20 protein-coding genes and 1 riboswitch are annotated in these 21,093 nt (G+C 42.2%); of the genes, 11 read left to right on the top strand and 9 right to left on the bottom strand.

All coding sequences use genetic code 11. The features are described from left to right. Nucleotides 1-177: 177 nt before the first annotated feature. On the top strand, nt 178-1,629 hold the full coding sequence (sbcB, locus tag AC3KVK_RS06645) for an exodeoxyribonuclease I (RefSeq protein ID WP_490312189.1): 1,452 nt from the start codon (nt 178-180) through the stop codon (nt 1,627-1,629). Nucleotides 1,630-1,691: 62 nt separating this feature from the next. Here sbcB and AC3KVK_RS06640 read toward each other — a convergent pair whose 3' ends face one another. Beyond that, nucleotides 1,692-2,573, bottom strand: coding sequence for an NAD(P)-dependent oxidoreductase (locus tag AC3KVK_RS06640; protein WP_490312190.1), 882 nt, complete (start codon nt 2,571-2,573; stop codon nt 1,692-1,694). Between the two features lie 90 nt (nt 2,574-2,663). Between AC3KVK_RS06640 and AC3KVK_RS06635 the strand changes: the two genes are divergently transcribed. Together AC3KVK_RS06635 and AC3KVK_RS06630 are read left to right on the top strand one after the other, a co-directional pair. Continuing rightward, a complete protein-coding gene (locus tag AC3KVK_RS06635) occupies nt 2,664-3,143 on the top strand; it encodes a glutathione peroxidase (RefSeq protein ID WP_490312191.1) in 480 nt (159 codons plus the stop codon). A gap of 1 nt (nt 3,144) precedes the next feature. Next, complete coding sequence (locus tag AC3KVK_RS06630; protein ID WP_490312192.1) at nt 3,145-4,122, top strand: 2-hydroxyacid dehydrogenase; 978 nt, start codon at nt 3,145-3,147, stop codon at nt 4,120-4,122. Between the two features lie 74 nt (nt 4,123-4,196). Here the strand turns inward: AC3KVK_RS06630 and AC3KVK_RS06625 are convergent, their stop codons facing one another. Further along, nucleotides 4,197-5,519 (bottom strand): sodium-dependent transporter, encoded by a 1,323-nt coding sequence (locus tag AC3KVK_RS06625; protein WP_490312193.1) that lies wholly within the window; start codon nt 5,517-5,519, stop codon nt 4,197-4,199. 129 nt (nt 5,520-5,648) lie between these two features. On the opposite strand from AC3KVK_RS06625, the gene AC3KVK_RS06620 reads away from it, so the two are divergent. After that, nucleotides 5,649-6,389 (top strand): 4'-phosphopantetheinyl transferase family protein, encoded by a 741-nt coding sequence (locus AC3KVK_RS06620; protein WP_490312194.1) that lies wholly within the window; start codon nt 5,649-5,651, stop codon nt 6,387-6,389. Nucleotides 6,390-6,581: 192 nt separating this feature from the next. Beyond that, nucleotides 6,582-7,178: a porin family protein gene (locus AC3KVK_RS06615; RefSeq protein WP_490312195.1), complete on the top strand. Its 597-nt coding sequence runs from the start codon at nt 6,582-6,584 to the stop codon at nt 7,176-7,178. Nucleotides 7,179-7,291: 113 nt separating this feature from the next. On the opposite strand, the gene lysC is transcribed toward AC3KVK_RS06615, so the two are convergent. Both lysC and nhaD read right to left on the bottom strand, forming a co-directional pair. Continuing rightward, on the bottom strand, nt 7,292-8,635 hold the full coding sequence (gene lysC / locus AC3KVK_RS06610; protein WP_490312196.1) for a lysine-sensitive aspartokinase 3: 1,344 nt from the start codon (nt 8,633-8,635) through the stop codon (nt 7,292-7,294). A gap of 87 nt (nt 8,636-8,722) precedes the next feature. Further along, a riboswitch (Lysine riboswitch) is annotated at nt 8,723-8,897 on the bottom strand. A 115-nt stretch (nt 8,898-9,012) separates the two neighbouring features. Continuing rightward, entirely contained in the window at nt 9,013-10,266 is a 1,254-nt protein-coding gene (gene nhaD / locus AC3KVK_RS06605; protein ID WP_490312197.1) for a sodium:proton antiporter NhaD, read from the bottom strand. A 160-nt stretch (nt 10,267-10,426) separates the two neighbouring features. Between nhaD and AC3KVK_RS06600 the strand changes: the two genes are divergently transcribed. The 4 genes from AC3KVK_RS06600 (at nt 10,427) to AC3KVK_RS06585 (ending at nt 16,081) form a co-directional block, all read left to right on the top strand. Then, nucleotides 10,427-11,689 carry an MksB family condensin complex protein gene (locus AC3KVK_RS06600; RefSeq protein ID WP_490312198.1) on the top strand — a complete coding sequence of 421 codons (1,263 nt, stop codon included), beginning with the start codon at nt 10,427-10,429 and terminating at the stop codon, nt 11,687-11,689. Nucleotide 11,690: 1 nt separating this feature from the next. Further along, nucleotides 11,691-12,233: a condensin complex protein MksE gene (locus tag AC3KVK_RS06595; protein WP_490312199.1), complete on the top strand. Its 543-nt coding sequence runs from the start codon at nt 11,691-11,693 to the stop codon at nt 12,231-12,233. Next, the gene (locus AC3KVK_RS06590) at nt 12,233-15,019 is read left to right on the top strand and encodes an Mks condensin complex protein MksF (protein WP_490312200.1); all 2,787 of its coding nucleotides are present in this window, start codon (nt 12,233-12,235) and stop codon (nt 15,017-15,019) included. Before AC3KVK_RS06595 ends, AC3KVK_RS06590 begins: the two co-directional genes overlap by 1 nt. A gap of 261 nt (nt 15,020-15,280) precedes the next feature. After that, nucleotides 15,281-16,081, top strand: a complete 801-nt coding sequence (locus AC3KVK_RS06585) for a hypothetical protein (protein ID WP_490312201.1) — start codon at nt 15,281-15,283, stop codon at nt 16,079-16,081. Nucleotides 16,082-16,088: 7 nt separating this feature from the next. On the opposite strand, the gene AC3KVK_RS06580 is transcribed toward AC3KVK_RS06585, so the two are convergent. From AC3KVK_RS06580 to AC3KVK_RS06565, 4 genes are read right to left on the bottom strand one after another with little or no spacing between them, the layout of a single operon-like run. After that, entirely contained in the window at nt 16,089-16,541 is a 453-nt protein-coding gene (locus AC3KVK_RS06580; protein WP_490312202.1) for a DUF3106 domain-containing protein, read from the bottom strand. After that, a complete protein-coding gene (locus tag AC3KVK_RS06575; RefSeq protein WP_490312203.1) occupies nt 16,534-16,824 on the bottom strand; it encodes a hypothetical protein in 291 nt (96 codons plus the stop codon). The genes AC3KVK_RS06580 and AC3KVK_RS06575 overlap by 8 nt, the downstream gene beginning before the upstream one ends. Next, nucleotides 16,808-17,158, bottom strand: a complete 351-nt coding sequence (locus tag AC3KVK_RS06570; RefSeq protein WP_490312204.1) for a hypothetical protein — start codon at nt 17,156-17,158, stop codon at nt 16,808-16,810. Before AC3KVK_RS06570 ends, AC3KVK_RS06575 begins: the two co-directional genes overlap by 17 nt. Further along, nucleotides 17,151-17,696 (bottom strand): RNA polymerase sigma factor, encoded by a 546-nt coding sequence (locus tag AC3KVK_RS06565; RefSeq protein WP_490312205.1) that lies wholly within the window; start codon nt 17,694-17,696, stop codon nt 17,151-17,153. The genes AC3KVK_RS06570 and AC3KVK_RS06565 overlap by 8 nt, the downstream gene beginning before the upstream one ends. A gap of 272 nt (nt 17,697-17,968) precedes the next feature. Here AC3KVK_RS06565 and AC3KVK_RS06560 point away from each other — a divergent pair, with 272 nt between their 5' ends. After that, nucleotides 17,969-18,580: an EF-hand domain-containing protein gene (locus AC3KVK_RS06560; RefSeq protein ID WP_490312206.1), complete on the top strand. Its 612-nt coding sequence runs from the start codon at nt 17,969-17,971 to the stop codon at nt 18,578-18,580. A gap of 73 nt (nt 18,581-18,653) precedes the next feature. On the opposite strand, the gene AC3KVK_RS06555 is transcribed toward AC3KVK_RS06560, so the two are convergent. Next, the gene (locus AC3KVK_RS06555) at nt 18,654-19,724 is read right to left on the bottom strand and encodes an outer membrane beta-barrel protein (protein WP_490312207.1); all 1,071 of its coding nucleotides are present in this window, start codon (nt 19,722-19,724) and stop codon (nt 18,654-18,656) included. Between the two features lie 241 nt (nt 19,725-19,965). Between AC3KVK_RS06555 and AC3KVK_RS06550 the strand changes: the two genes are divergently transcribed. Then, the gene (locus AC3KVK_RS06550) at nt 19,966-21,081 is read left to right on the top strand and encodes a phospholipase effector Tle1 domain-containing protein (protein WP_490312208.1); all 1,116 of its coding nucleotides are present in this window, start codon (nt 19,966-19,968) and stop codon (nt 21,079-21,081) included. The last annotated feature ends 12 nt before the right edge of the window (nt 21,082-21,093 follow it).

Here is a 21,093-nt window from a genome sequence, read left to right as displayed (position 1 = left end):
TACTTTAACTTGATATAGATCATCATTATAATCAAGTAAGCCATTAATACAGGCCCATTAGTTAACCGAATCATCAAGAAATTCACTCCTGCACTCGTAACTTGATAGTAAAACAGAGTAGAATATCGATCATCAACCGCCCATTAATCCAACAAGCACAAGGTGTTGAACACGTTTATGACTCAATCTGCTTATTCAGATCCACAAGCCACCATTTACTGGCACGACTTTGAGACCTTTGGGGCCAATCCTCAAAAAGACCGTCCGAGTCAATTTGCTGGGATCCGCACAGATTTCGATTTAAACATCATTGGTGAGCCCCTGATTATCTATTGCAAACCCGCTCCAGATTACCTGCCGCATCCGCAAGCATGTTTAATTACAGGGATCACCCCTCAACATGCGCAAAAACATGGCTTAATCGAAGCTGAGTTTATTGGCAAAATCCATGACGAATTTGCCAAACCCAATACGTGTGTGGCCGGTTACAACAGTATTCGTTTTGACGATGAAGTCAGTCGTTATGCATTTTATCGTAATTTTTATGACCCTTATGCCCGAGAATGGCAGCATGGCAACAGCCGTTGGGATATTATCGACTTAGTCCGTGCTTGTTATGCACTACGCCCTGAAGGCATAAACTGGCCGCGAAAAGAAGATGGCAGCCCAAGCTTCAAGCTTGAAGAACTGACCAAAGCCAACGGCATTGAACACGCTGCCGCACATGATGCCTTATCGGATGTCACTGCAACCATCGCTTTGGCCAAGCTAATAAAAGATAAACAACCTAAACTGTATGATTTTTTCTTTAAGCTGAGGTTTAAAAAAGCCGTCGCTGACTTATTTGATATCTTTAATATGGTGCCACTGGTTCATACTTCATCTAAAATTCCTGCCAGCCAAGGTTGCACAACATGGATAGCACCCATGGCGTTTCATCCTGTGAATAAAAATGCGGTTATTTGTTTTAATCTCACCCACGATCCAAGCCCATTACTTGAGCTCACTGCAGACGAAATTCGTGACAAACTTTATACAAAACGCAGTGAATTATTAGAGGGTGAGCAACCCATAGGCTTGAAACTGGTTCACCTGAATAAGTGTCCGATTGTCGCGCCAGCTAAAACTTTATTACCCGAAAACGCTGCCGCTATCGGCATTGATCGTGAGCAATGTTTAAAACATTTAGCTGTACTCAAAGCACACCCTGAACTGCGTGAAAAAGTCACTGAGGTATTTCAATCACAACAAGACTTTATAGGCAGCGATAATTGCGACTACCAGCTGTATAGTGGCTTTACTTCCAATGCTGACAAACACAAATTCGACATTATCCGTGATGCTCAGCCACAAGAGCTCGGTACACTGAATCTTGAGTTTGAAGATAAAAAATTCGATACCTTATTGTTTCGCTATCGTGCCCGCAACTACCCAGAAACACTGTCACCTCAAGAACTCGATCAATGGCGAAAATATTGCCAAAACAAACTTATGCACGGCGAAGACAGTCCATCTATTGACGCGCAAGAATTTATGATGAATTTAGAAAACCTCGTCCATGAAAACGAAGGTAATGAACGCAATATGAGTATTTTAAAAGCCCTCTATCATTACGCGCAAAATTTATAACTGCACAAAACCAACCTGCAAAAACAAAAGGTGCTCTCGGCACCTTTTATAATCGCTCGGACTTATTTACCACGGTTACGCTCTAAACGTGCTAACAAACTTGATGTATCATGACGATTACCGCCCATTGCTTGAACATCGGCGTAAAACTGATCGACCAATGCTGTAACAGGTAACGTTGCGCCGTTATTACGAGCCTCAGTCAATGCTATTCCTAAGTCTTTACGCATCCAATCGACTGCAAAACCGAAATCATAGTCACCCGCCCACATTGTTTTATGGCGATTTTCCATCTGCCAAGAGCCCGCAGCCCCTTTCGAGATGGTTTCCATTACTTTTTCACCATCAAGACCTGCAGAGCGGGCAAAATGTAACCCTTCAGCTAATCCTTGAACAACGCCCGCAATACAAATTTGATTGACCATTTTACATAACTGGCCAGCCCCTACAGGCCCTAACAATTGGCTAAAACGCGCATAAGCATCCATTACTGGTTGAGCTTGGTTAAATACCGCTTCATCTCCCCCACACATGATAGTCAGTACGCCATTTTCTGCACCCGCTTGACCGCCCGAAACGGGCGCATCCATAAACTGCACTTCTTTTAATTTCGCAGCCTCAGCCACTTCTTTGGCCACCTCAGCTGAAGTTGTGGTGTGGTCAACTAATACTGATCCTTTAGTCATGCTCGCTAAGACGCCCTGCTCAGCCAATGTTACGGCGCGTAAGTCATCATCATTTCCGACACACACAAACACAAAATCAGCTCCTAATGCGGCCTCTGCCGGTGTCTGTGCTACTTTGCCTTGATAGTGCTCGGCCCATTGCAGCGCTTTTGCAGTGGTGCGATTATAAACCGTCACACTATACCCTGCTTTAGTTAAATGACCCGCCATCGGGTATCCCATAACACCTAAACCAATAAAGGCGACTTTGATTGACATAATTTTGTCCTAATTGCTTGCTAAACTCTGATAATTAACATGATTATAAGGAGAACAGAGTCGTTTTCCTACCTATTATAAGGAAACCTAATGGCGTCTATTTTTGATTTTAGTGCCACACTTGCTACAGGTAAACAGATCGAACTCGCACAATTTCAAGGCCAACCACTCTTGATTGTCAATACCGCAAGTAAATGTGAGTTAACCCCTCAGTATGTCGCACTTGAACAACTCTATCAAAAATACAAAGCCCACGGCTTTAATGTGCTCGCATTTCCTTGTAATCAATTCGAAAACAAAGAACCAGCACAAAATGATGAAATAAAACAATTTTGTGAGCTACAATTTGGCGTCAGCTTCCCGATATTTTCAAAGGTCGCTGTCAATGGCCCTGATGCATTACCGCTGTTTAACTTTCTAAAAACAAACTCACGCGGTTTAATGCATGCTCGGGCAATTAAATGGAATTTTACCAAGTTTTTAATTAATCGCGCTGGTCAAGTTGAAGCTCGATACGCTCCGCGTACTAAGCCAGAAGCAATCAGTGCCGTGATAGAGAGTATTTTATAATATGAACATTGCGTTTTTTAGTGCCCAAAAATACGAACAGCCTTTTTTTATCGCCCATAACCACGCCAATCATGAACTACGGTTTTTTGCAGAGCCACTCAATTGCTTAACTGCAAAATTGGCAGAGGGTTGCGATGTGGTGTGTGCATTTGTCAATGATGACTTAAGTGCGCCAGTATTAGAACTATTAAGCGCTTTAAATATTAAGCTCGTCACCTTGCGATGTGCAGGTTTTAACAATGTGGACTTAACAGCGGCCAACGCATTGGGACTACCAATCACCCGAGTCCCTGCTTACAGTCCTGAGGCTGTTGCTGAACACTGTATTGCGCTAATGCTCACCCTCAGTCGCAAAACGCATAAGGCCTACAACCGAGTAAAAGAAGGCAACTTTGATCTCAACGGCTTATTAGGATTTAACCTACACAACAAAACGGTGGGGGTGATTGGCACAGGAAAAATAGGCCAAGCGCTGTGTAACATCTTAATCGGATTTGGCGCGAATGTGCTAGCTTATGACCCTCAGCCAAATGTCGAAGCCCTCAACTATGTGCCGCTTGATACTTTATTGGCCCGCAGTGACATCATTAGCTTACACTGCCCGCTCACTCCTCAAACTCACCACTTAATTGACGCATCAGCCTATGAAAAAATGAAAAAGGGCGTGATGCTCATTAATACCAGTCGTGGTGCCTTGGTCGATACGCTCGCAACCATTTCCGCGCTTAAAAACAAAACCTTGGGATACCTCGGACTCGATGTCTACGAGCAAGAATCCGAGTTATTTTTTAAAGATATGAGTGAAGAAATTATCCAAGATGATGAATTCCAGCGTTTACTGACCTTTCCCAATGTATTGATCACTGGACATCAAGGCTTTTTTACTCAAGAAGCATTACAAGAAATTGCGCATATCACTCATCTAAACATCAAACAACTCGAGCAAGATCAAACGCTTTCAAATCAAGTGCAACTATAAACCTTAATCATGTATACACAAAAAGCCGCAGAAACGACACGTTCGCTTCTGCGGCTTTTCTTTGATGTTACCGTTTAACCAAACGCGACGTTTAAAAATACCGCCGTCATTAAGATTGGGCATACAAACCGTACGTACTGAGCAAACCAATAATGAAAGCCACTCGTCACTTCGTGCAATTTATTGCCTCTGCGCCATAACCAGCCCACTGTAATAAAGTAAAACAACCCCATTAGTGGCAGCTGATACTGGGTAAATAATTGTATGACTAAGCCAAATAACCATTCAAAATTCAAAATGATGACGCTCGAACATGCAAAAATCACTAAGGTCACCAGCCAAGTGGCTTTAGTTCGCTCAACTTGATGATTTTCGACTAAAAACGCCACCGGAATTTCTGTCGAAGAAATGGTTGAAGTAATCGAGGCAATCGACATCAAGACAAAAAAGCAAAATCCAACCAGTAGCCCTATTTTACCCATAGTGGCAAAAAGCTCAGGTAATACCGCAAAGATTAAGCGTCCTTCTCCAATCAACTTGCCATCTTGAAACACTTCTACACCTTGCTGCTGAGCAACAAAAATGGCTGGAATAATTAATAAACCCGCTAAAAATGCGACACTGGTATCGAGCAATGCCACCGACAACGCAAGTTTAGGTAAGTTCTCGTTCGGTTTTAGATATGAGCCATAAATCATCATACAGCCGACACCAAGCGACAAGGAAAAAAACGCTTGCCCCATGGCTGCGATAATTAAATCGGGATCACTTATCTGTGAAAAATCAGGCACAAGATAAGCCGAAAACCCAGCCATCGCCCCTTCTAAAGTCCCAATATAGACAATTAAACCAATCAATAAGATCAACAACATAGGCATCAAACGCCGTGACCAAGTTTCAATCCCCGACTTCACACCTTGCAAAATGATTAATGCAGTAAAAAATAAAATCACAGGGGTAAAAATAAAATTACGCAGCATGGTATCGCTATTGAGAAAATCAGCCAGAGCCTGCCAACCCAAAAAGGTTGCGATAGGCTCAATGCTATAAGCAATCATCCAACCGGCAACAATCGAATAAAAACTCAGCATCACAATTGCGCCACTCAAACCAATATAACCTGCGGCCGCCCCCATTTTAGCGCTTTGTTCGACACAGGCTTTTTTCAATGCCACCACCGGATTTGCTTGGGCACTGTGGCCTAAATACAATTCAGTATATAAAGCAGGTAAGGCCAATAAAAAGATAACGATAAAGTACACTAATAAAAACGCACCACCGCCATGATTAGCCGCTTGTGTGGGAAATCCCCAAATATTGCCCAGCCCGACAGCCGCGCCGGCTGCGGCTAAAACAAACCCTAATCGGCTTTGAAAGCCCTCTCTAAGTTGTGCCATTTGCTGCTCATCTTTTGTTATTTTGCGCTATTAAACCATATTGAACGCGCTTCATATAGCTAAAACAGTACCAAGGATCACTTAGTTAGGTATAATTCATAACCAATTGAACCTAATTGCTGAGTTTTCATGCCAATTGACTATTTTGCCAACACATTGGCCTATCACCACACTGACAAACCAGATTTCACCTTGCCTAACAAACAAGTCAATATCTGGTTGTGTGATGGTTCAGAAGTGGATATTCAGGCATTGAATCTTGAGTACATATTGCACCCACAAGAGCGCTCTATATTAGCCCAGCGTAAAAAGCCACAAGCAAAACAAGAGTATTGCGTCAGCCGTTGCATTATCAAGCAAATATTGGTCAACACCTTTGGCGGTCATGCCAATGCTTACAAAAGTTGCTTTGACCCTGATTTACGAGAATTAAAACTTTGGCATAATGAACAACCACTAGCCATTACCGTCAGTTTATCGCATTCAAATGGGTACGTAGCCGTGGCAATAAGCCATGAAAATATTGCATTTGGCCTTGATTTAGAACGCACGAATAAACTTCGTGCTTTTTTAAAACTCGCCAAGCACTTTTATCACCCAGACGAAGTGGCACTGATAGAACAATGCGCGACCACTGAACAACAAGCCGCCTGCTTTTATCGAATTTGGACACTCAAAGAAGCGCTGGCCAAAACACTGAAAAAGCCCATTGCTCAGTTGCTGCGCCCTAACGTATTCGAACTCATTCATTCCAACCAGTTGCACACCCATAGTACGCAAGTTAATCAGTTTGATTTGAGCTTTATCATTAGTGACTTCGCAATATCAGTCGAAATACACCGTCTGTCGTGTGAGCAGCTTCAAGTTTAATCGTCGGACGCATGCATAAATATTTCTATAAGAATACAGAGAATTGTGATACCCACGTTTAAAAAATTAAACTAACTCACTGTAATTGATAATAATTTAAACTTGTACCCAACCAGATTACATTATATGCTCAATAACTACGAAAAAAACTGTACCAGTTTGGTACTGCGAATATTACATTTAAGGATAAAAATGAATAAGCGAATCACTGCAACAAGCGCACTGCTGTTAATGGGGCTGTCGACCCCATCTTTAGCCAACGATTGGTATGTGGGTGCAAATGCAAGTAAGCAGGAAGTCAAAGCACAAATCTTTCCGGAAAAAGATTTCAGCACATTAGGCTTGATTGCTGGTTATCACGTCAACCAATATGTCTCTTTAGAAGCGCGTTACCAAAGTGGTGTAAAAGATTATGAGGAAGATGTGATGACTCTTGAAGGAGAAGGTTCATACACCCTTGAAATCGATCGTCAAATAAACCTGTTAGTCAAAGCTTCATACCCAATTTATCAGCACGTACACATATTCGCATTAGCTGGCTACTCAGATACAACAATTACAGACACTCTAAAAACTAAAACACAAAATCCGGCCTCTCCTATCAAAGAAACGTTTGATGGGTTTACTTATGGCCTAGGGGTGAGCTATCAATTTGATCCAAGAGTCTCTGTTGCCATTGAGTATCAAATTTTGCCTGATTATAAAGTAGGTGTAATCATTAACGATGGCCTTCAAACGGTATCGCAAGACTGGTCATCTCTTAATCTTGGTTTTACTTATACATTTTAATACGCTGAAACAGGTTAAGATAAAGGCTTCAGCCTCTCTCAATTAGCCTGATAAATTAGCGTTAAGTCTAAAAAACGAGCCAAGCGGCTCGTTTTTTAGACTTATATAATTGATTATGCTTCGAGCAAACGACGATGAATCGATTGCACCACAGAATCAGATTCCGTTTGTTCAACCAAAAAGCACAAATTATGTTTGCTTGCACCGTGGCAGATCATGCGGATATTAAAATCAGCTAACACTTGCATCAAGTTCATTTCGTGCTGGCGTAATTGAATTTCTGAGCCAACCAACGCGACTAAGGTTAAGTTATTTTCAACCGTCACATGACAAAACTCACTTAAACGTTCAAGACACGCCTGATCAAGCTCAGGACGGCTAGCATTCGGGGCATTGTCTAACGTCAGTGCGACACTGATTTCTGAGGTGGTGACTAAATCCACCGAAATATTCGACTCTGATAGAATCGTAAATACTCGCGCTAGAAAGCCGCTGGCTAACAGCATTTCTGGGCTTTTTAAGGTCAACAAAATTTGATTTTTACGCTGAGTGACCGCACGAATGCCGGGATGCTGCGATTTTTCTTTTTCAATCCATGTGCCACCTTGATGAGGCTCACGGCTAGAACCTACAAACACACTAATTCCCGCACGACTAGCCGGTAAGATGGTCGCAGGATGTAAGACTTTTGCACCAAATGTCGCCATTTCAGCGGCTTCATCAAAACTCAGCTTTGCGATTGGGCGGGCTTTATCACATAAACGCGGATCAGTGCTGAAAATCCCCACCACATCGGTCCAAATATGGACACTTTTTGCAGCAACGGCCTCTGCCAATAAAGCCGCACTGTAATCAGATCCTCCACGACCAAGGGTCGTTGTGCGGCCATGTTGATCAGAACCAATAAATCCTTGTGTCACAATCACTGCATCATCAAGTAACGGAACAAGATGAGCAACCGCAGCTTCACGAGTGGCAGCCACATTCGGTGTTGCTTTACCAAAATGGCCGTCGGTTTTTAACACAGTGCGGACATCAAATCGCTGGGCGCTCACCCCTACATCGCGCAGCACTTGGCTAAATAAACACGATGATAAACGCTCACCAAAGCTAAGTAATTCGTCGTTATGCTGCTCGCTGGTGCTAGTAATCGCGGCGCATTGTTCAAAATCAGCTAAGGTTTGCGAAAACACAGTAGCTAAATCGGCTTCGAGAGTGAGGTGAGCTAAAATAGCCTGTTGAATGGCTAACACGCCTGAAATATGTGTTTGGCGCTCATCAGCTGAAATATTGCTTTGGCTTAACGCGACTAAATGGTTGGTTACGCCTGCACTCGCACTCACAGCCACCACTCGGACATTATTATCGTCATGAATAATTTGCGCACAACGTTGCATCGCGGGGTAATCGGCTAAACTGGTGCCACCAAATTTGGCAACAACATAAGATGAATTCATTGGGTCTCCTTATTTACAAGCAAAGCGAGTAAATGCTACTCAAGGAGAACTGCACGGCAAGGGTACGGAAGGTAATCGATGTAATCCACTGCCAGAAGCTCTCCACCATTAATTGGTGACAGTTCAGAGGATTCAGCCTCTAAAACCGAGAAAATAACACTGCGGTGCGCATTTTCCCTCGGCGAAGGTCCCCCTCGATACATAGTCACTGGACACCGCGTCCTCATATGCACTACCTGGCCTTCGCACCTCTTCTGTTATTGCTTATTTTAAATTTAAATAGGCAATAAAAACCCCACTCGAAAGCGGGGTTTTAAATCTAACGTTTAGACGTCTAGCTGTCAATGATTAATTTATTAAGCAAGCCGACTGATTTTTTAGACCGTCATTAAAAAGCCTGCGTAATATGAACCGATATAACCAATCGTATAAGCAATCAAAAGATACACACTGAGGCGTAAATAACTCACAAATGTCAACTCTTTCACTTTACTCATTGCAATAATACCGGCAGCAGAGCCAATAATCAGCATCGAGCCACCCACGCCCGTTGCATACGTAAAGGTTAACCATTGGCGTGCATCCATGGCAATATCAGCTTTTAATAAAGCAGCGGTAAGCGGCACGTTATCCACAGCGGCAGAGAGTAACCCCATTATATAATTTGCATATTCTGGCGCTAAAATTTCATACAAGAGGGTAAATTGTTTTAACACCCCGACTTCTTTCATCGCGCCGACGAGTAATAAAACCCCGACGAAAAACAATAGTGTGTCGTACTCAATTTCCCTGATGTAATCGATTATTTTTTTGTTTACGTCTTTTTTGCGCATTAAAAACTGTGCTACTAAAAACATTAAACTTAAACCAAATAAAAACGTCAGTAAGGGTGGCACAGAGTACATGACACTCAGCGCCAACGTGCCAAAAATAGTCGAAAGGAAAATCACCGCAATAGTGATATCCGTTTTTTCTATCCGACGATTGGTGTGTTCTTCAAACACCACAATGCCATTCATGCCCACAGATAGCATCGCGGCCAGTGCAATCACGCTGACAATAGCAGGCGCAATCAATAAAAGGAGATGACCAATAGTCACTTTGTCCGCTAAGAAAATCATCAAGGTTGTGACATCACCGGTGATTAACGATACTCCGCCAGAATTCACGGCAAAAATAATTAAGGTGGTGTATTTGATTAATTTTTTACTGTCTAGTTTTAACGACATTACTACCGCTAACGAAATGAGGGTTGCGGTGACATTGTCTGAAATAGACGAAAATACAAAAGCAAACCCCCCCACTAAAAACATCAATTTGCGTTCGCTGATTTGTTTAGGCATCACTCGTTGCACTAAATTTTGAATAAACCCTTTTGAGTTTAAATACGCAACAAAGGTCATCGCAGCCATCAAAAATAACCACAAAGTTGCGATTTCAAGGATGTTGTGATCAAGTTCATGTTGTATAGTTTCAGGGCTTTGGCCATGAATTGGGAAGATAAAAGCGATAATCCAACATAAAGTGCCAAAAAAAAGCGTGGTTTTGGCCTTGTTTACATGGATAATATCCTCTATAACGATAAGCACAAACGCGAGTGCAATTAGCGACAGAATGATACCAGTAACCATTTTTCGTTAACAACCTTTAATAGAAAAGTAAAATATTTGCGTTACAATCAAGCGGCGCGTAGTCTAGCACTTAAAAAGGCATAAAACTACCGCAGTGTACCTACGATCTGAGTCATCGTTATTCAAATTAGAATAGATATTAATCAAGCAGTGGATAGTTATGATCCCACCGAAAAAAATACTCAATATTTTGTCTGAGCATTGGCCTCTAATTGAGACCTTGATCACCCGTTTTAACATGGCCGATTTTAACATCCACGATGTGCAAGCCATCTTAAAAACAAAATACCCGAGCTGGACTGGCGAAAAAATCTTTAAAGAAGCTAATCGCCTCCTCACTCATGATATTGTTATTCCGCTTGCCAAATCTTCCCAGTTAGAACTCAATCGGTCGATCGCAGAATTTGCTCAGTACTTATTACAAGAAGAAAATTTAGGCATCGCTGAAGAAGTACATGTGTTGGTGCGTGATTTAGCCCGATTAGGTCAGCGATTAGCACAAGCAGGTCGTGATGAAGACATCGATGAACTTCGCCGTTATGCTCGTATTATGGATGAACGGGTGCGAAAAATAGTGAAGCTGTTTTACCATAACGAAAATGCAATTTTAAACATCGTCGAACAAGCCAAAGCTGATGAATCACATCGTTCGTTAGCCAAGCGCTATCAAGCGGTCATCGAAGCTTTTGATCAATATATTGAACCTATGCTCGAAATGATCGATATTGGAGGTGAATTCAAAGCTTGTTTTACCACCATTGAAACGCATATCAGTGATTTACTCGAACAAATCAGCCTGACGGGTAAATTATTTAGTGAAAAACGTCAACTTGAGCAATTACGAACGCGCATTTTAGATATGCACCTCAGTGGCCGTGAAAGCTTACGCAAAAGTGCTGATATGTTAATGCCCTTACGTGAAGAACTCCGTCGTAATACCTTGTTAACCCGCCAAGCAGCCAAAGTGCTCGGCGTGATCCGCAAACAAGGGGTGGATGCAACACTCTGTCATAGCCAACCTCATATTACGTCCGACCAACAAAAGTTTTCACTCGGACAGGCCCATCAGATGGTTGCCTATATGGCCCACATCGCGCAATTTGAACAAGATGAGTATCAATTGCCCGATCAGTCTCATGTGCCCGCCTTTATAAATCCAAATACTCCTGAATACAGTGCGGTCAAAACACGTTTTAATGCTCACCTGGCTCTATCCGGTGACACTGCGCACCCGCACAATATAATCAACTGGCTCGACACCGCCTACCCGGCCCTTGAAGCAGATGAAATACTTTTTCTGTATCAAAAATTAGCCAATGACGACCAGTTACACGTCGCCCATAGTGACGATGCCACCATTATTACCCTTGCCGATACACAATTTAAACTTCACCCGTATCAGGCCACTTTAAAAACTAATTAATATGACACAGATAAATTTAGCTGAACTTTCAGAGCTACAAACCATTAATAAAAAACTCGTCAGTGGTTACCATATCAGTGAGCAAGATCTGCAACTATGGCAACAGTTAGATCATTGCTACGAGCAATACACCGCGCTGTTTGAAGCCCTTGGCCATCAATTGATTAAAGATGGTCGCGGTTTTTATTACCTCGAAATCGAAGACAGCACGCCAAACATGGGCAAAATATCACGCGCCTTTGCTTTAACGACCTATGTACTCATCGAACATTTTGCCAACCAAGGTAAAGATCCCCTTCGCGCCCTCTTCGAACAGGTTTGTGATCTTGAGCTGATGCAAACTTTAGTGCAAAACAATAAACACTTGTTCGATCAACTGGAAATATTCTCTGGCTCTGACTTACGAAAAGATGTGTTTATGCGCATGAACCGCTTTGGCTTAGCTAAAGAAGTTGAACAAGGCTTTTTAGTGCAAACGCCCATTCATCGCTACCTCGATGCGTTAATGGCGATTAATCATTTTGACGCCGAGGAGGAGCAATAATGGAACAATTATTCGGCTTAACTAAATTAGCTCTGCTTAACACGGCAGGCTATGCAAAATGTGTTATTCCCCTTGATAAAAGCAGCTCAATTTGTGCGCCAAACAATACCGGTAAAAGCTCAGTGATAAACGCGTTACAGTTTCCACTGATCAACGATTTACGCCTCACTGAGTGGGATGGCCACGATTTAGAAGAAACCAGAAAGTTCTATTTTAGTTCGGATCAATCGTATATTTTACTCGAGGCTGAACTCCCTCATGGCCCAGTGGTGATTGGAGTGGCAGGCCTTGGAAAAATAGCCGGCTTTGCCCATCAGTTTTTTTGCTATAACGGCAAACTCAATATTACCGACTACACCCAAGGCAAAACCATCGTTAAATACACGCAGCTATTTAATCATTTAAAGTCACTGAGTTATTCCCCGTTTGAATTAAAAGCCCAAGAACTCAATGCACTCCTCACTGGCGGTGCCAGTCCGTTTGATAGTGAAATCAGCCTCAAAATGATTCCACTAAACAATGTGCAAGACTCTGCTATTTATAAAGAAATTTTCAGAAAAATTCTTAACTTACACAAACTTGGCGCGCCTGATGTCAAACGCTTTATGTTGCGGGTATTTGAACGCCATATGTCTAATTCTAAGGTGGACTTTTATGAAGTCTGGCGCCGCGCGTTTGATAAAGTGAACCGTTCGCGGCGTGAACTCAAAGCGCTCGAATCAATGCAAGAGCCCATTCATGCACTTGAATCAATGCTTGAAAATCAAAGTGTGCTTAAAGGAAAATTGGCCGCGCACGGGCCAAAAATAGATCAAGCCTTAATTGACTTTGACCACTACCAACAAGCTCAACTCGATGAGTTAGAATCAAACTTTTCTGAGATTGAAGCCCAAAAACACGACTTTGATCAAAAGCAAAACCTCTATGTGCAACAATTGCGTGATATTGAGCGTAAGTCGACACAATTAGAGCAATGGTTTAGTCAATTTACAACGCTTAAACACGAATTTGAATTAGCCAACGAAGCAACATTAAAAACCAATTTAATTCATATTAAACAACAATATGAGCAGCTTTCACACTCGATCACCAGCGCACAAGGACAAAGCCTACATACGTTAGATTTTCGAATCAAAGACACCGAAAAACAAATTAAAAGTTTAAAACTGCAGCTCAAAAATCTCGAATACAACTTGTTTACCCGAATGAGAGAAGAGCTGTCCCTCAAAGAAGTCGAAGAAATTTCTCGGATTTTAAACCCTGATTTATTTAGCCTCGCTACCGGTAGTCAAGGCGATGTCTGCATTGATGATGAACAGGCTTTTGGTGAATTCCTTTCGACCTTGTCAGATGCAGTCAAAGGTGGCGTGCTCACACTGCCCGGTGCAAATATTAAACTGAAAAAACTGCCCGCCCTACAGATGCAAACGGGAGATGATAAACAACAGATCCAAGCTCAACTTGATGCACTTAAAGTCGCTCTGGTTGATTTTGCTCGCCAACGAGACGTCGCAGCAAATGTGGCGGGTAAACAAGCCGAGAAAGAAGCGCTTTATCAAGAACTCATGGCGATTGAAAGTGCACTAGAGCGCTTTGCCACTTACCAAACCATGCTGCAAAGTGAAACGGCTCAGGCAATGTTACAAGAGCAACTTGCAGCCGAACAAGAACAAGTCGCCGATTTACTGCAAGAAGTGCAACGCGATGCTGCTGGCATTGCTGATCGCCGTTCAATTGTTAAAAGTAAAAAAGAGCAATTACAACGCCAAGCTGACCGATTACGTCAAGTGAAATCGGAGCGAATTGATCACACCCTTGATTGCTACTCAGGTAAAGTGACCCCTTATTTAATTGATATCATCATCGACTTTGATAACTTGGCTGATTTAGTCCACCGCTTTAATAAAGACTGCCAAGAGCTGCGCAATTTTGATATCAATGTTCGTAATACTTACCTGCATATTTATAATGCAGGCATTACAAAATTTGATAATGAACCGGACGAAATAATTAAGTATCACAAGCTAATCGCTGCTTTTCATAACCTTGATAATGAACGCGAAGCAGTGGAACGCCAAGCAAGAGTGGCACTGACTGAGGTCGCTGCCACAATAAAAGGTTTACGAGAAGATCTCGACCGCTTGCGCCGTGAAATGAATAGTTTTAATAAAGGCATTAGTCAGCATCAGATCTCCAACCTGCAAGCGTTTAAAATTAATGTGTTACCTCGCAAGCAGTTAATTGACAGCATCGATACGATTATTGGTGCCGCTAACCTGTACGAACAAGGCGACACCCTCGATTTACTCTCAAGTGAGCCTGCCGATGAAAAAGTCGTCAATGCAGCCAAAGATCATTTAATACAGTTTGCCAGTGATAAAGCGGGTCTGACGCTCGCTGATTTATTTGATATTCGTTTTGAGGTTGTCAATCGTGCTGGTGATATCGATCACTTTGATAAAATAGATTCTGCTGGTTCAAATGGTACACGAATAACCATAAAACTCTTGTGTGGCATGTTGTTTATTCGCTATTTATTATCGGACCAAGAACAAAGCCGCTATCGAATTCCGATTTATATCGATGAAGCGGCAGATATCGACCCGCAAAATCAAAAAGCCATTATCGACACGGCTTTGAGCTTTGGGTTTGTACCTATATTTGCTTCTGTCAAACCGCAGATCAGCTGTGATTACATTGTACCTATTCGGACTGTTGAAAACGGTGCGCAAAACTGGGTTGATGAAAAAGATTGGATTGAAGTCCAACACCCTGAAGTAGGATAAATCGCAGTCACACACAAAATTCCCTTTATTGTGTGTGACTGGCCCTTGCCTGGTTACTTGTTTCATTAATTCGTGCCTTAATCCATTTACCAATACCCACTCGGCGTACAATCAGCTACTCTTTAGTTATTATTTATTAATAGTCAGCATGTTATGCGCTCCTTGAAATTAACGCTCCCCCTGTATTTATCATTATTTTGTTGCAGCACCGATAGCATGGGACACAGTATTTATATCTCCACATCCAAAACTGAACAATCAATGACCCTTCGCAACCAAATTATAGAATTCGACCCTGTTGGCTATAATTTAGGCGTTTCGTTTGATGTCACTCAACAGCTTTTTACTGCCCTTGACTACGCTAATTGGCAACAAGATCATTCGGTTGCCTCACGCTTTATCGCTCAGTTTGAAATCCATGCATACAGTGGCTTGATAGGTTATATGTTCAATGATCAATGGAGTCTGCTAGCCTCTCACTCTCAATGGCGTGATGAAACGGCTCTCTCTAGTAGCCAATCTCAGTTTGCGCCATACTCTCAGAGTACCCAATCGCACAGCACCGCTTTAAAGCTAATTTGGGGCAAAGAATTGGGTGATTGGTACATCAATAGTGCACTGTCTGTACAAAGTAACGAGTGGGAGCAAAAAACGCTCGATTTAACGCTTGATCAACTATCGCGACGTATTCAGCTCAACTCTGATTCGCAATTTGCCACCGTTACGCTAGACGCCTCTCGTTTTATTCATACCGATTCGTTTGTAGAGTTTATTGTCGGGGCCGAACTTGGTTGGCATCAACTCCTTAATGAAGATCAAGCCAACCAGCAAAGTATCCGCCTAAAAAGTGGCTCCTCTGGAGGACAGCGTGCACTTAGACAATCAATCCGCCGAGGAAACTCTCTCACGAACCATTATGCAAGTGACAGCTATGCGCATTTTGATCTGTATAGTCATTTTTTATTTGGCCCGAGTTGGAGTGCCTCACTCTCCTACAGTTACGATTTTGAAAGCGACTTTAATGGCCGCTCACTGGCAGTTGGGCTCAGCTACGGATTCTAAAACCCATTTAAGGGCGATTTTTACGTTGCTGTACTTGCTTTTGACGCTGTTTATTCTGCATTGCTCGTTTATATTGCTCTCGAAGCATTGTCTGCTTTTCGCGGGGCATTGCATTAAAGCGTTTATACGTATCGCGCAACTGAGACTGTGTTTTAGCGGGAAGCTTACGAAATTCATTATAATCTCGCTGTAATGCACTGCGTTGTTCAGTCGAGAGTGATTGCCATTTTTTAAAACCATTTGTGGTCTCTGTACGTTGCTGCGCTGACATAGTAATCCAGCGATCAGCTCCTTTAATGAGCTGTTCTTGCTGAGCCCCATCAAATTTAGCCCAATCATTTTTAACTGCTTGTAATACTTGTTGTTGCTCGGCAGATAACGATTGCCATGCTAATGCTGCAACCACATCGCCACTCATTAGGCTTAAACACAGCATCATACAGCTAACAAATTTATTCATGATTGCTCTCCTTGTTAGGCGCACTCGTCGTTAAAGACACATCAGGTTTTTTAGCTTCTGCAAGACTCTGGATAGTGGTTTTCATTACTTCTTCTGTCATTTCTAATGGCCCGATCAGCTCGCCATCGACTTCTGTCAATTGCGATAAATACAGTAAAAAATCGAGGGAGATCGGCGCTTGTTTTACTAAATCGACTGTCTCTTTAACGGGTTGAGTCGGTTCAGACGCCCAAACCGCACTATTTAAGCCCCCTACCAACACGAAACTATAAACGAACTTCATTTTCAGCCAACCAAGTTATAAATGCGAGATCTTCAATCATCGCGACTTCAGCATCTCCAATAGCGCCATAAAGTAATGTATCAGGCAACGGAGTTAATCGTTCTTCATTCCATTGGCCAGAGAAAATCAGCCCTGCAACAGAAAACACCACCACGCACGCAGAGCCATAAATAAAGCGCAAAGAATGTCGCTGCTTTGTATGCTGCGTTGCCGTTTCTATTGCTTGCATTCGTGCTTGTTGGAGCCGCGTCTGCTGAGTTTCAGTCAAATTGTTAGCTGCGTGCTCTAATTGTGCAACGACCTCACATTCATGGGGTTCTAATTGTTTAGTCATCTGTTACCTCCAACAATATTTTTAACTTCGCGCTCGCTCTTGAAAAATGGGTCTTTACCGACCCTTCTGAACACTTCATGATCTGTGCGGTCTCTTTGACCGAAAACCCTTCCCAAGCACGTAACATGAAACATTGCTGCTGTTTAAGCGGCAGTTGCTGCAATACCTCAAGCGATGCACGACTTTGCTGATCTTGACTTAACGATGCCTCAGGGTTACTCGCATGATCCTGCCCTTCTGGCAAAGTGATCTCATCTTCATCACGCCAAAACATTAAAATCCGGCGGACTTTTTGTTTACGGTGCCAGTCAATAATCAAATTTTGTACTATTCGATAAAATAATGGCTTCCATTGATCATTGGGTTTATCAGTATAAGTCGTCGCAAATTTAAGCATGGCATCTTGTACAATATCAAGTGCCTCTGTTTGATTCGCCACCGATATACAGGCCATTTGAAACGCTTTGCGTTCCACCTCAATCAAAAACTGATTGAGTGATAACCTGCGCTGATCGCTACTCATGGTGATGTTTATCACATCTACGGCTTGTGAATCGATGTTCCACCCCTAATCGATACAATATTTATACCTGCTATCTCTTATTAACGTATCTAAACCAGTATGGTTGACAAGTAGCCGTAAAAATAATCCATTTGCAATTAACCCGCATGAGTCGACATTTAAAAAATAAATATTTATTTATAATCCAATTACTTATATAAAAATTCGTAATTAAATTTATTTATTTGTCAACCAGAAGCAGGCTGAGGCGTTGTTACTATTGAGTTCATTAAACAGAGAGTCCCATTATGAAAACTTTAACTAACATAACGCTTGTAGCAACAGCTTTAACTTTATTGTTATCAAGTAATACTTTACAAGCCCAAGAACAAAAGAGAGAAAGAAAATCTGTAGTCATAAAGTTTAACCGTTTAGATACTGATAGCAGTGGCGGCTTAAGCCTAGCAGAGCTCACTGCCAATTTAGATAACAACGCAGCAAAACGCTTAGAAAAACTCGATACCGATGCCAGTGGCACAATTAACTTAGATGAGTATTTAACAGGTAAACGTCATACTGTTGATTTATCATCATTTGCTGGCGCCATTGTGCAATGTGTTCAAGATATTAAAGATGAGACAGGCAATGAAAATATCTTGGTTCCTTCAGCTGATAAATTTGCCGCGCCACAAGACAAATTTACAGCCTTAGACACTGATGCTAGCGGTGATTTAGACATCGACGAAGTCATCGCTGCGATGAATGCTCATGCACACGAAAAATTCACTTTAGCGGATATTGATATGAGCTCTGAAATTAGCTTAGAAGAGTGGTTCAATGCACACAAAATGAAAAAAGCCACAGGTCGAGCAGTAAAAGCGTGTATTGATGAAGTGGTTGATGATTCAGATCCAGTCTAATTGTTCACTTAACCAATTAACTTAAATTACAATAAAGAAACCCCAACCGTGTGGGGTTTCTTATTTATTTGTATTACTTTGTAAATTCAGCAATATCAAGAGTTACACGGCGATTTTTAAAACGCTCTTTGATATTCGTATTGTTACCAAACTGATCTGTTTCACCCACAGGGTTAATTGTCAGTTGTGACTCAGTCACACCTTGACTCATTAAATACGCAGCGACAGCGTTCGCACGACGAAGTGCTAATTTTTCATTATAATCGCTCGCGCCTAAGCTATCGGTATAACCCGTTAAGTTTGCTTGGGCTTGTGGGTAATTAACAAGGTGCGCCGCAGCTTGTTCTAACTCAGCGGTTACTTTTACGTCTGCTTTATCAAAATCAAATAATGCGTGCGCTTGAATCGCTTCGACCACAACTGGCGCTACAACAACTGGCTCAGGTGCAACTTCGTCAACTGCTGGTTGCTCTTCTACTGCTGGAGCTACATAAGCTGGCGCAGATTGAACCGGCGCTGCCGCTTGTTTTTGGCCAAAACGATAGACTAAACCAAGCGTGGTCAAGTGACCGTGATCCCCTGCAAACTCTCTGTCACCCAAATCGTGAATAAAGTTATATTCCGCACGAGCTTGCAAGCTTTGCGTAAAGTCGTAACTTAAACCTAAACCTAATAAACCCGCCCAACCTTTATCATCAAACGAACCAAAACGGTTTTTCTCTTCCCCGTCATAGTACATCGCACCTAATTTAGTGAAGATATTGACACGCTCTGCAACCGGAAGATTAACCACACCTGCAAGCTCATAACCACGCATGCTCGTAGTGGCTGTATTTTGCATTGTGTTGAACAGTGACGTTGTGCTGTAGTCACCTAAATCAGTGTAGCCAAATTCTAGTGCAAGGTTTTGCGTAAACTCATAACCCGAAAAAACACTCCAAGCACTATCACTGCTATCGCAGCTAATGAAAGCCGGATCACATAAATCATCTTGGCGTTTGCGGCCAAATTCACCACCAATATACCAATCTTTAAAATTAAACCCAGCTTCGCTGCTTGCCTCTGAGGCAAAAACAGAAGAAGAGAAAAGACAAATACTTAACACAGAAGTACCGAGCGTTAATGTGGTCGATAATTTTGACATGAATAAATAATCCCTATAGTAGGTAAAAGTAATGCTTAATTCCGATGGCAGGATTCTAGTGAAACTGGATAACAATAACAAGACAATCACCAAAATAAATCCACGAAATTACATCAAGTTAAATGATCAAAATTCACCCAGAACAAATTTAATTTTGTTTTGCATTGTTAAGTAGCTTGGCTTGTTCCCGTTTCGACTTTTAGATAGACTCTTTGCTAAAAAACGTCAAGGGTAGGACACGATGAAAAAACTCATATTTTGCTTTGATGGTACCTGCAACCACCCTTCAGATAGCGAAGACTACTTCTCCGATACCAGTGTGACAAACATCGTGAAATTACATTTGCTGTTAGCTGGCGCTCTCAACAACCCCACCACAGCGGATGAACACCCACAAACGAGCTTTTATTATTCGGGTGTGGGCACTTATGGCTCATGGTTAAGTCGTGCATTTAACTCCGTATTTGCGCCAGAATTTGCTGATGTAAAAACCATCTTGGCACAAGCACAACATGACTTAGCGTTATATTCTGAACACGATGTCGAAGTCTACATATTTGGCTTTAGTCGCGGTGCTGCGATAGCGAGACGATTTGCGGCTTCAATTTTTCATAGCGTGGCATTTTTAGGGGTGTTTGATACCGTTGCAGCCATTGGTCTCACTGATTTCAATGCTACAACCCGCCCTGCCAGTGATGTAGTGTTCGAAAATGGCTCATTAAGCGACAACGTACGCCTCGCCGTTCACCTTGTTGCACTGGATGAACGACGTTTAGCTTTTCAACCGACGTTATTTAATCAAGCAACTAATGTACTTGAAGTATGGTTTTCTGGAGCGCACTCAGATATCGGTGGTGGGTTTTGGTTCGATGGTTTATCAGATGTAACGCTGACGTTTATGATGCAACAAGCCCATCTTGCGGGTCTAAGCTTTTTACAACCCAGTGATATTGATTTTAGTCGTTTAAATGACACGTATGGTATGTCTATTTGCGCGGATGACATTGATATTGTGCCACTTATTGACGGCGTACTTCACGAACAGCAACGTTCGAAAAAGGTGGCAAGCCAAACATTATCACCACGGCAGCTATGCGTGCACAAAAATGACATGCCCACAGATGAGTTAACCCCTATTGTTCACTACAGTGTGCTCGAACGTATTAATGCAGTGACCGCATATCGGCCGGTTTCATTGCGTAACCAAGCTTATCAAATATATTTTCCTAATGGTGAATTATCGGAAGTCAAAACCGGCGTTGCAGGGCTGCGATTGCCCCGAGAGAGTGAGTACACAATAAGTAAACTTGATTTTGCGTTTACTAACTTAAAATATTGGCGAGATTATAAAAAATAAGGCGTACATTAT

Source organism: Pseudoalteromonas sp. J2K-J979 (assembly GCF_058169715.2).
This window is presented reverse-complemented; position numbering and strand designations above follow the sequence as displayed.

Bases quoted from the DNA above. Each gene is read 5' to 3' on its own strand.
- sbcB (WP_490312189.1), top strand. From the start codon at position 178: ATGACTCAATCTGCTTATTCAGATCCACAAGCCACCATTTACTGGCAC.
- AC3KVK_RS06555 (WP_490312207.1), bottom strand. From the start codon at position 19,724: ATGTCAAAATTATCGACCACATTAACGCTCGGTACTTCTGTGTTAAGT.
- AC3KVK_RS06615 (WP_490312195.1), top strand. From the start codon at position 6,582: ATGAATAAGCGAATCACTGCAACAAGCGCACTGCTGTTAATGGGGCTG.
- lysC (WP_490312196.1), bottom strand. From the start codon at position 8,635: ATGAATTCATCTTATGTTGTTGCCAAATTTGGTGGCACCAGTTTAGCC.
- nhaD (WP_490312197.1), bottom strand. From the start codon at position 10,266: ATGGTTACTGGTATCATTCTGTCGCTAATTGCACTCGCGTTTGTGCTT.
- AC3KVK_RS06630 (WP_490312192.1), top strand. From the start codon at position 3,145: ATGAACATTGCGTTTTTTAGTGCCCAAAAATACGAACAGCCTTTTTTT.
- AC3KVK_RS06625 (WP_490312193.1), bottom strand. From the start codon at position 5,519: ATGGCACAACTTAGAGAGGGCTTTCAAAGCCGATTAGGGTTTGTTTTA.
- AC3KVK_RS06635 (WP_490312191.1), top strand. From the start codon at position 2,664: ATGGCGTCTATTTTTGATTTTAGTGCCACACTTGCTACAGGTAAACAG.
- AC3KVK_RS06620 (WP_490312194.1), top strand. From the start codon at position 5,649: ATGCCAATTGACTATTTTGCCAACACATTGGCCTATCACCACACTGAC.
- AC3KVK_RS06575 (WP_490312203.1), bottom strand. From the start codon at position 16,824: ATGAAGTTCGTTTATAGTTTCGTGTTGGTAGGGGGCTTAAATAGTGCG.
- AC3KVK_RS06590 (WP_490312200.1), top strand. From the start codon at position 12,233: ATGGAACAATTATTCGGCTTAACTAAATTAGCTCTGCTTAACACGGCA.
- AC3KVK_RS06585 (WP_490312201.1), top strand. From the start codon at position 15,281: ATGACCCTTCGCAACCAAATTATAGAATTCGACCCTGTTGGCTATAAT.
- AC3KVK_RS06570 (WP_490312204.1), bottom strand. From the start codon at position 17,158: ATGACTAAACAATTAGAACCCCATGAATGTGAGGTCGTTGCACAATTA.
- AC3KVK_RS06550 (WP_490312208.1), top strand. From the start codon at position 19,966: ATGAAAAAACTCATATTTTGCTTTGATGGTACCTGCAACCACCCTTCA.
- AC3KVK_RS06580 (WP_490312202.1), bottom strand. From the start codon at position 16,541: ATGAATAAATTTGTTAGCTGTATGATGCTGTGTTTAAGCCTAATGAGT.
- AC3KVK_RS06600 (WP_490312198.1), top strand. From the start codon at position 10,427: ATGATCCCACCGAAAAAAATACTCAATATTTTGTCTGAGCATTGGCCT.
- AC3KVK_RS06560 (WP_490312206.1), top strand. From the start codon at position 17,969: ATGAAAACTTTAACTAACATAACGCTTGTAGCAACAGCTTTAACTTTA.
- AC3KVK_RS06595 (WP_490312199.1), top strand. From the start codon at position 11,691: ATGACACAGATAAATTTAGCTGAACTTTCAGAGCTACAAACCATTAAT.
- AC3KVK_RS06640 (WP_490312190.1), bottom strand. From the start codon at position 2,573: ATGTCAATCAAAGTCGCCTTTATTGGTTTAGGTGTTATGGGATACCCG.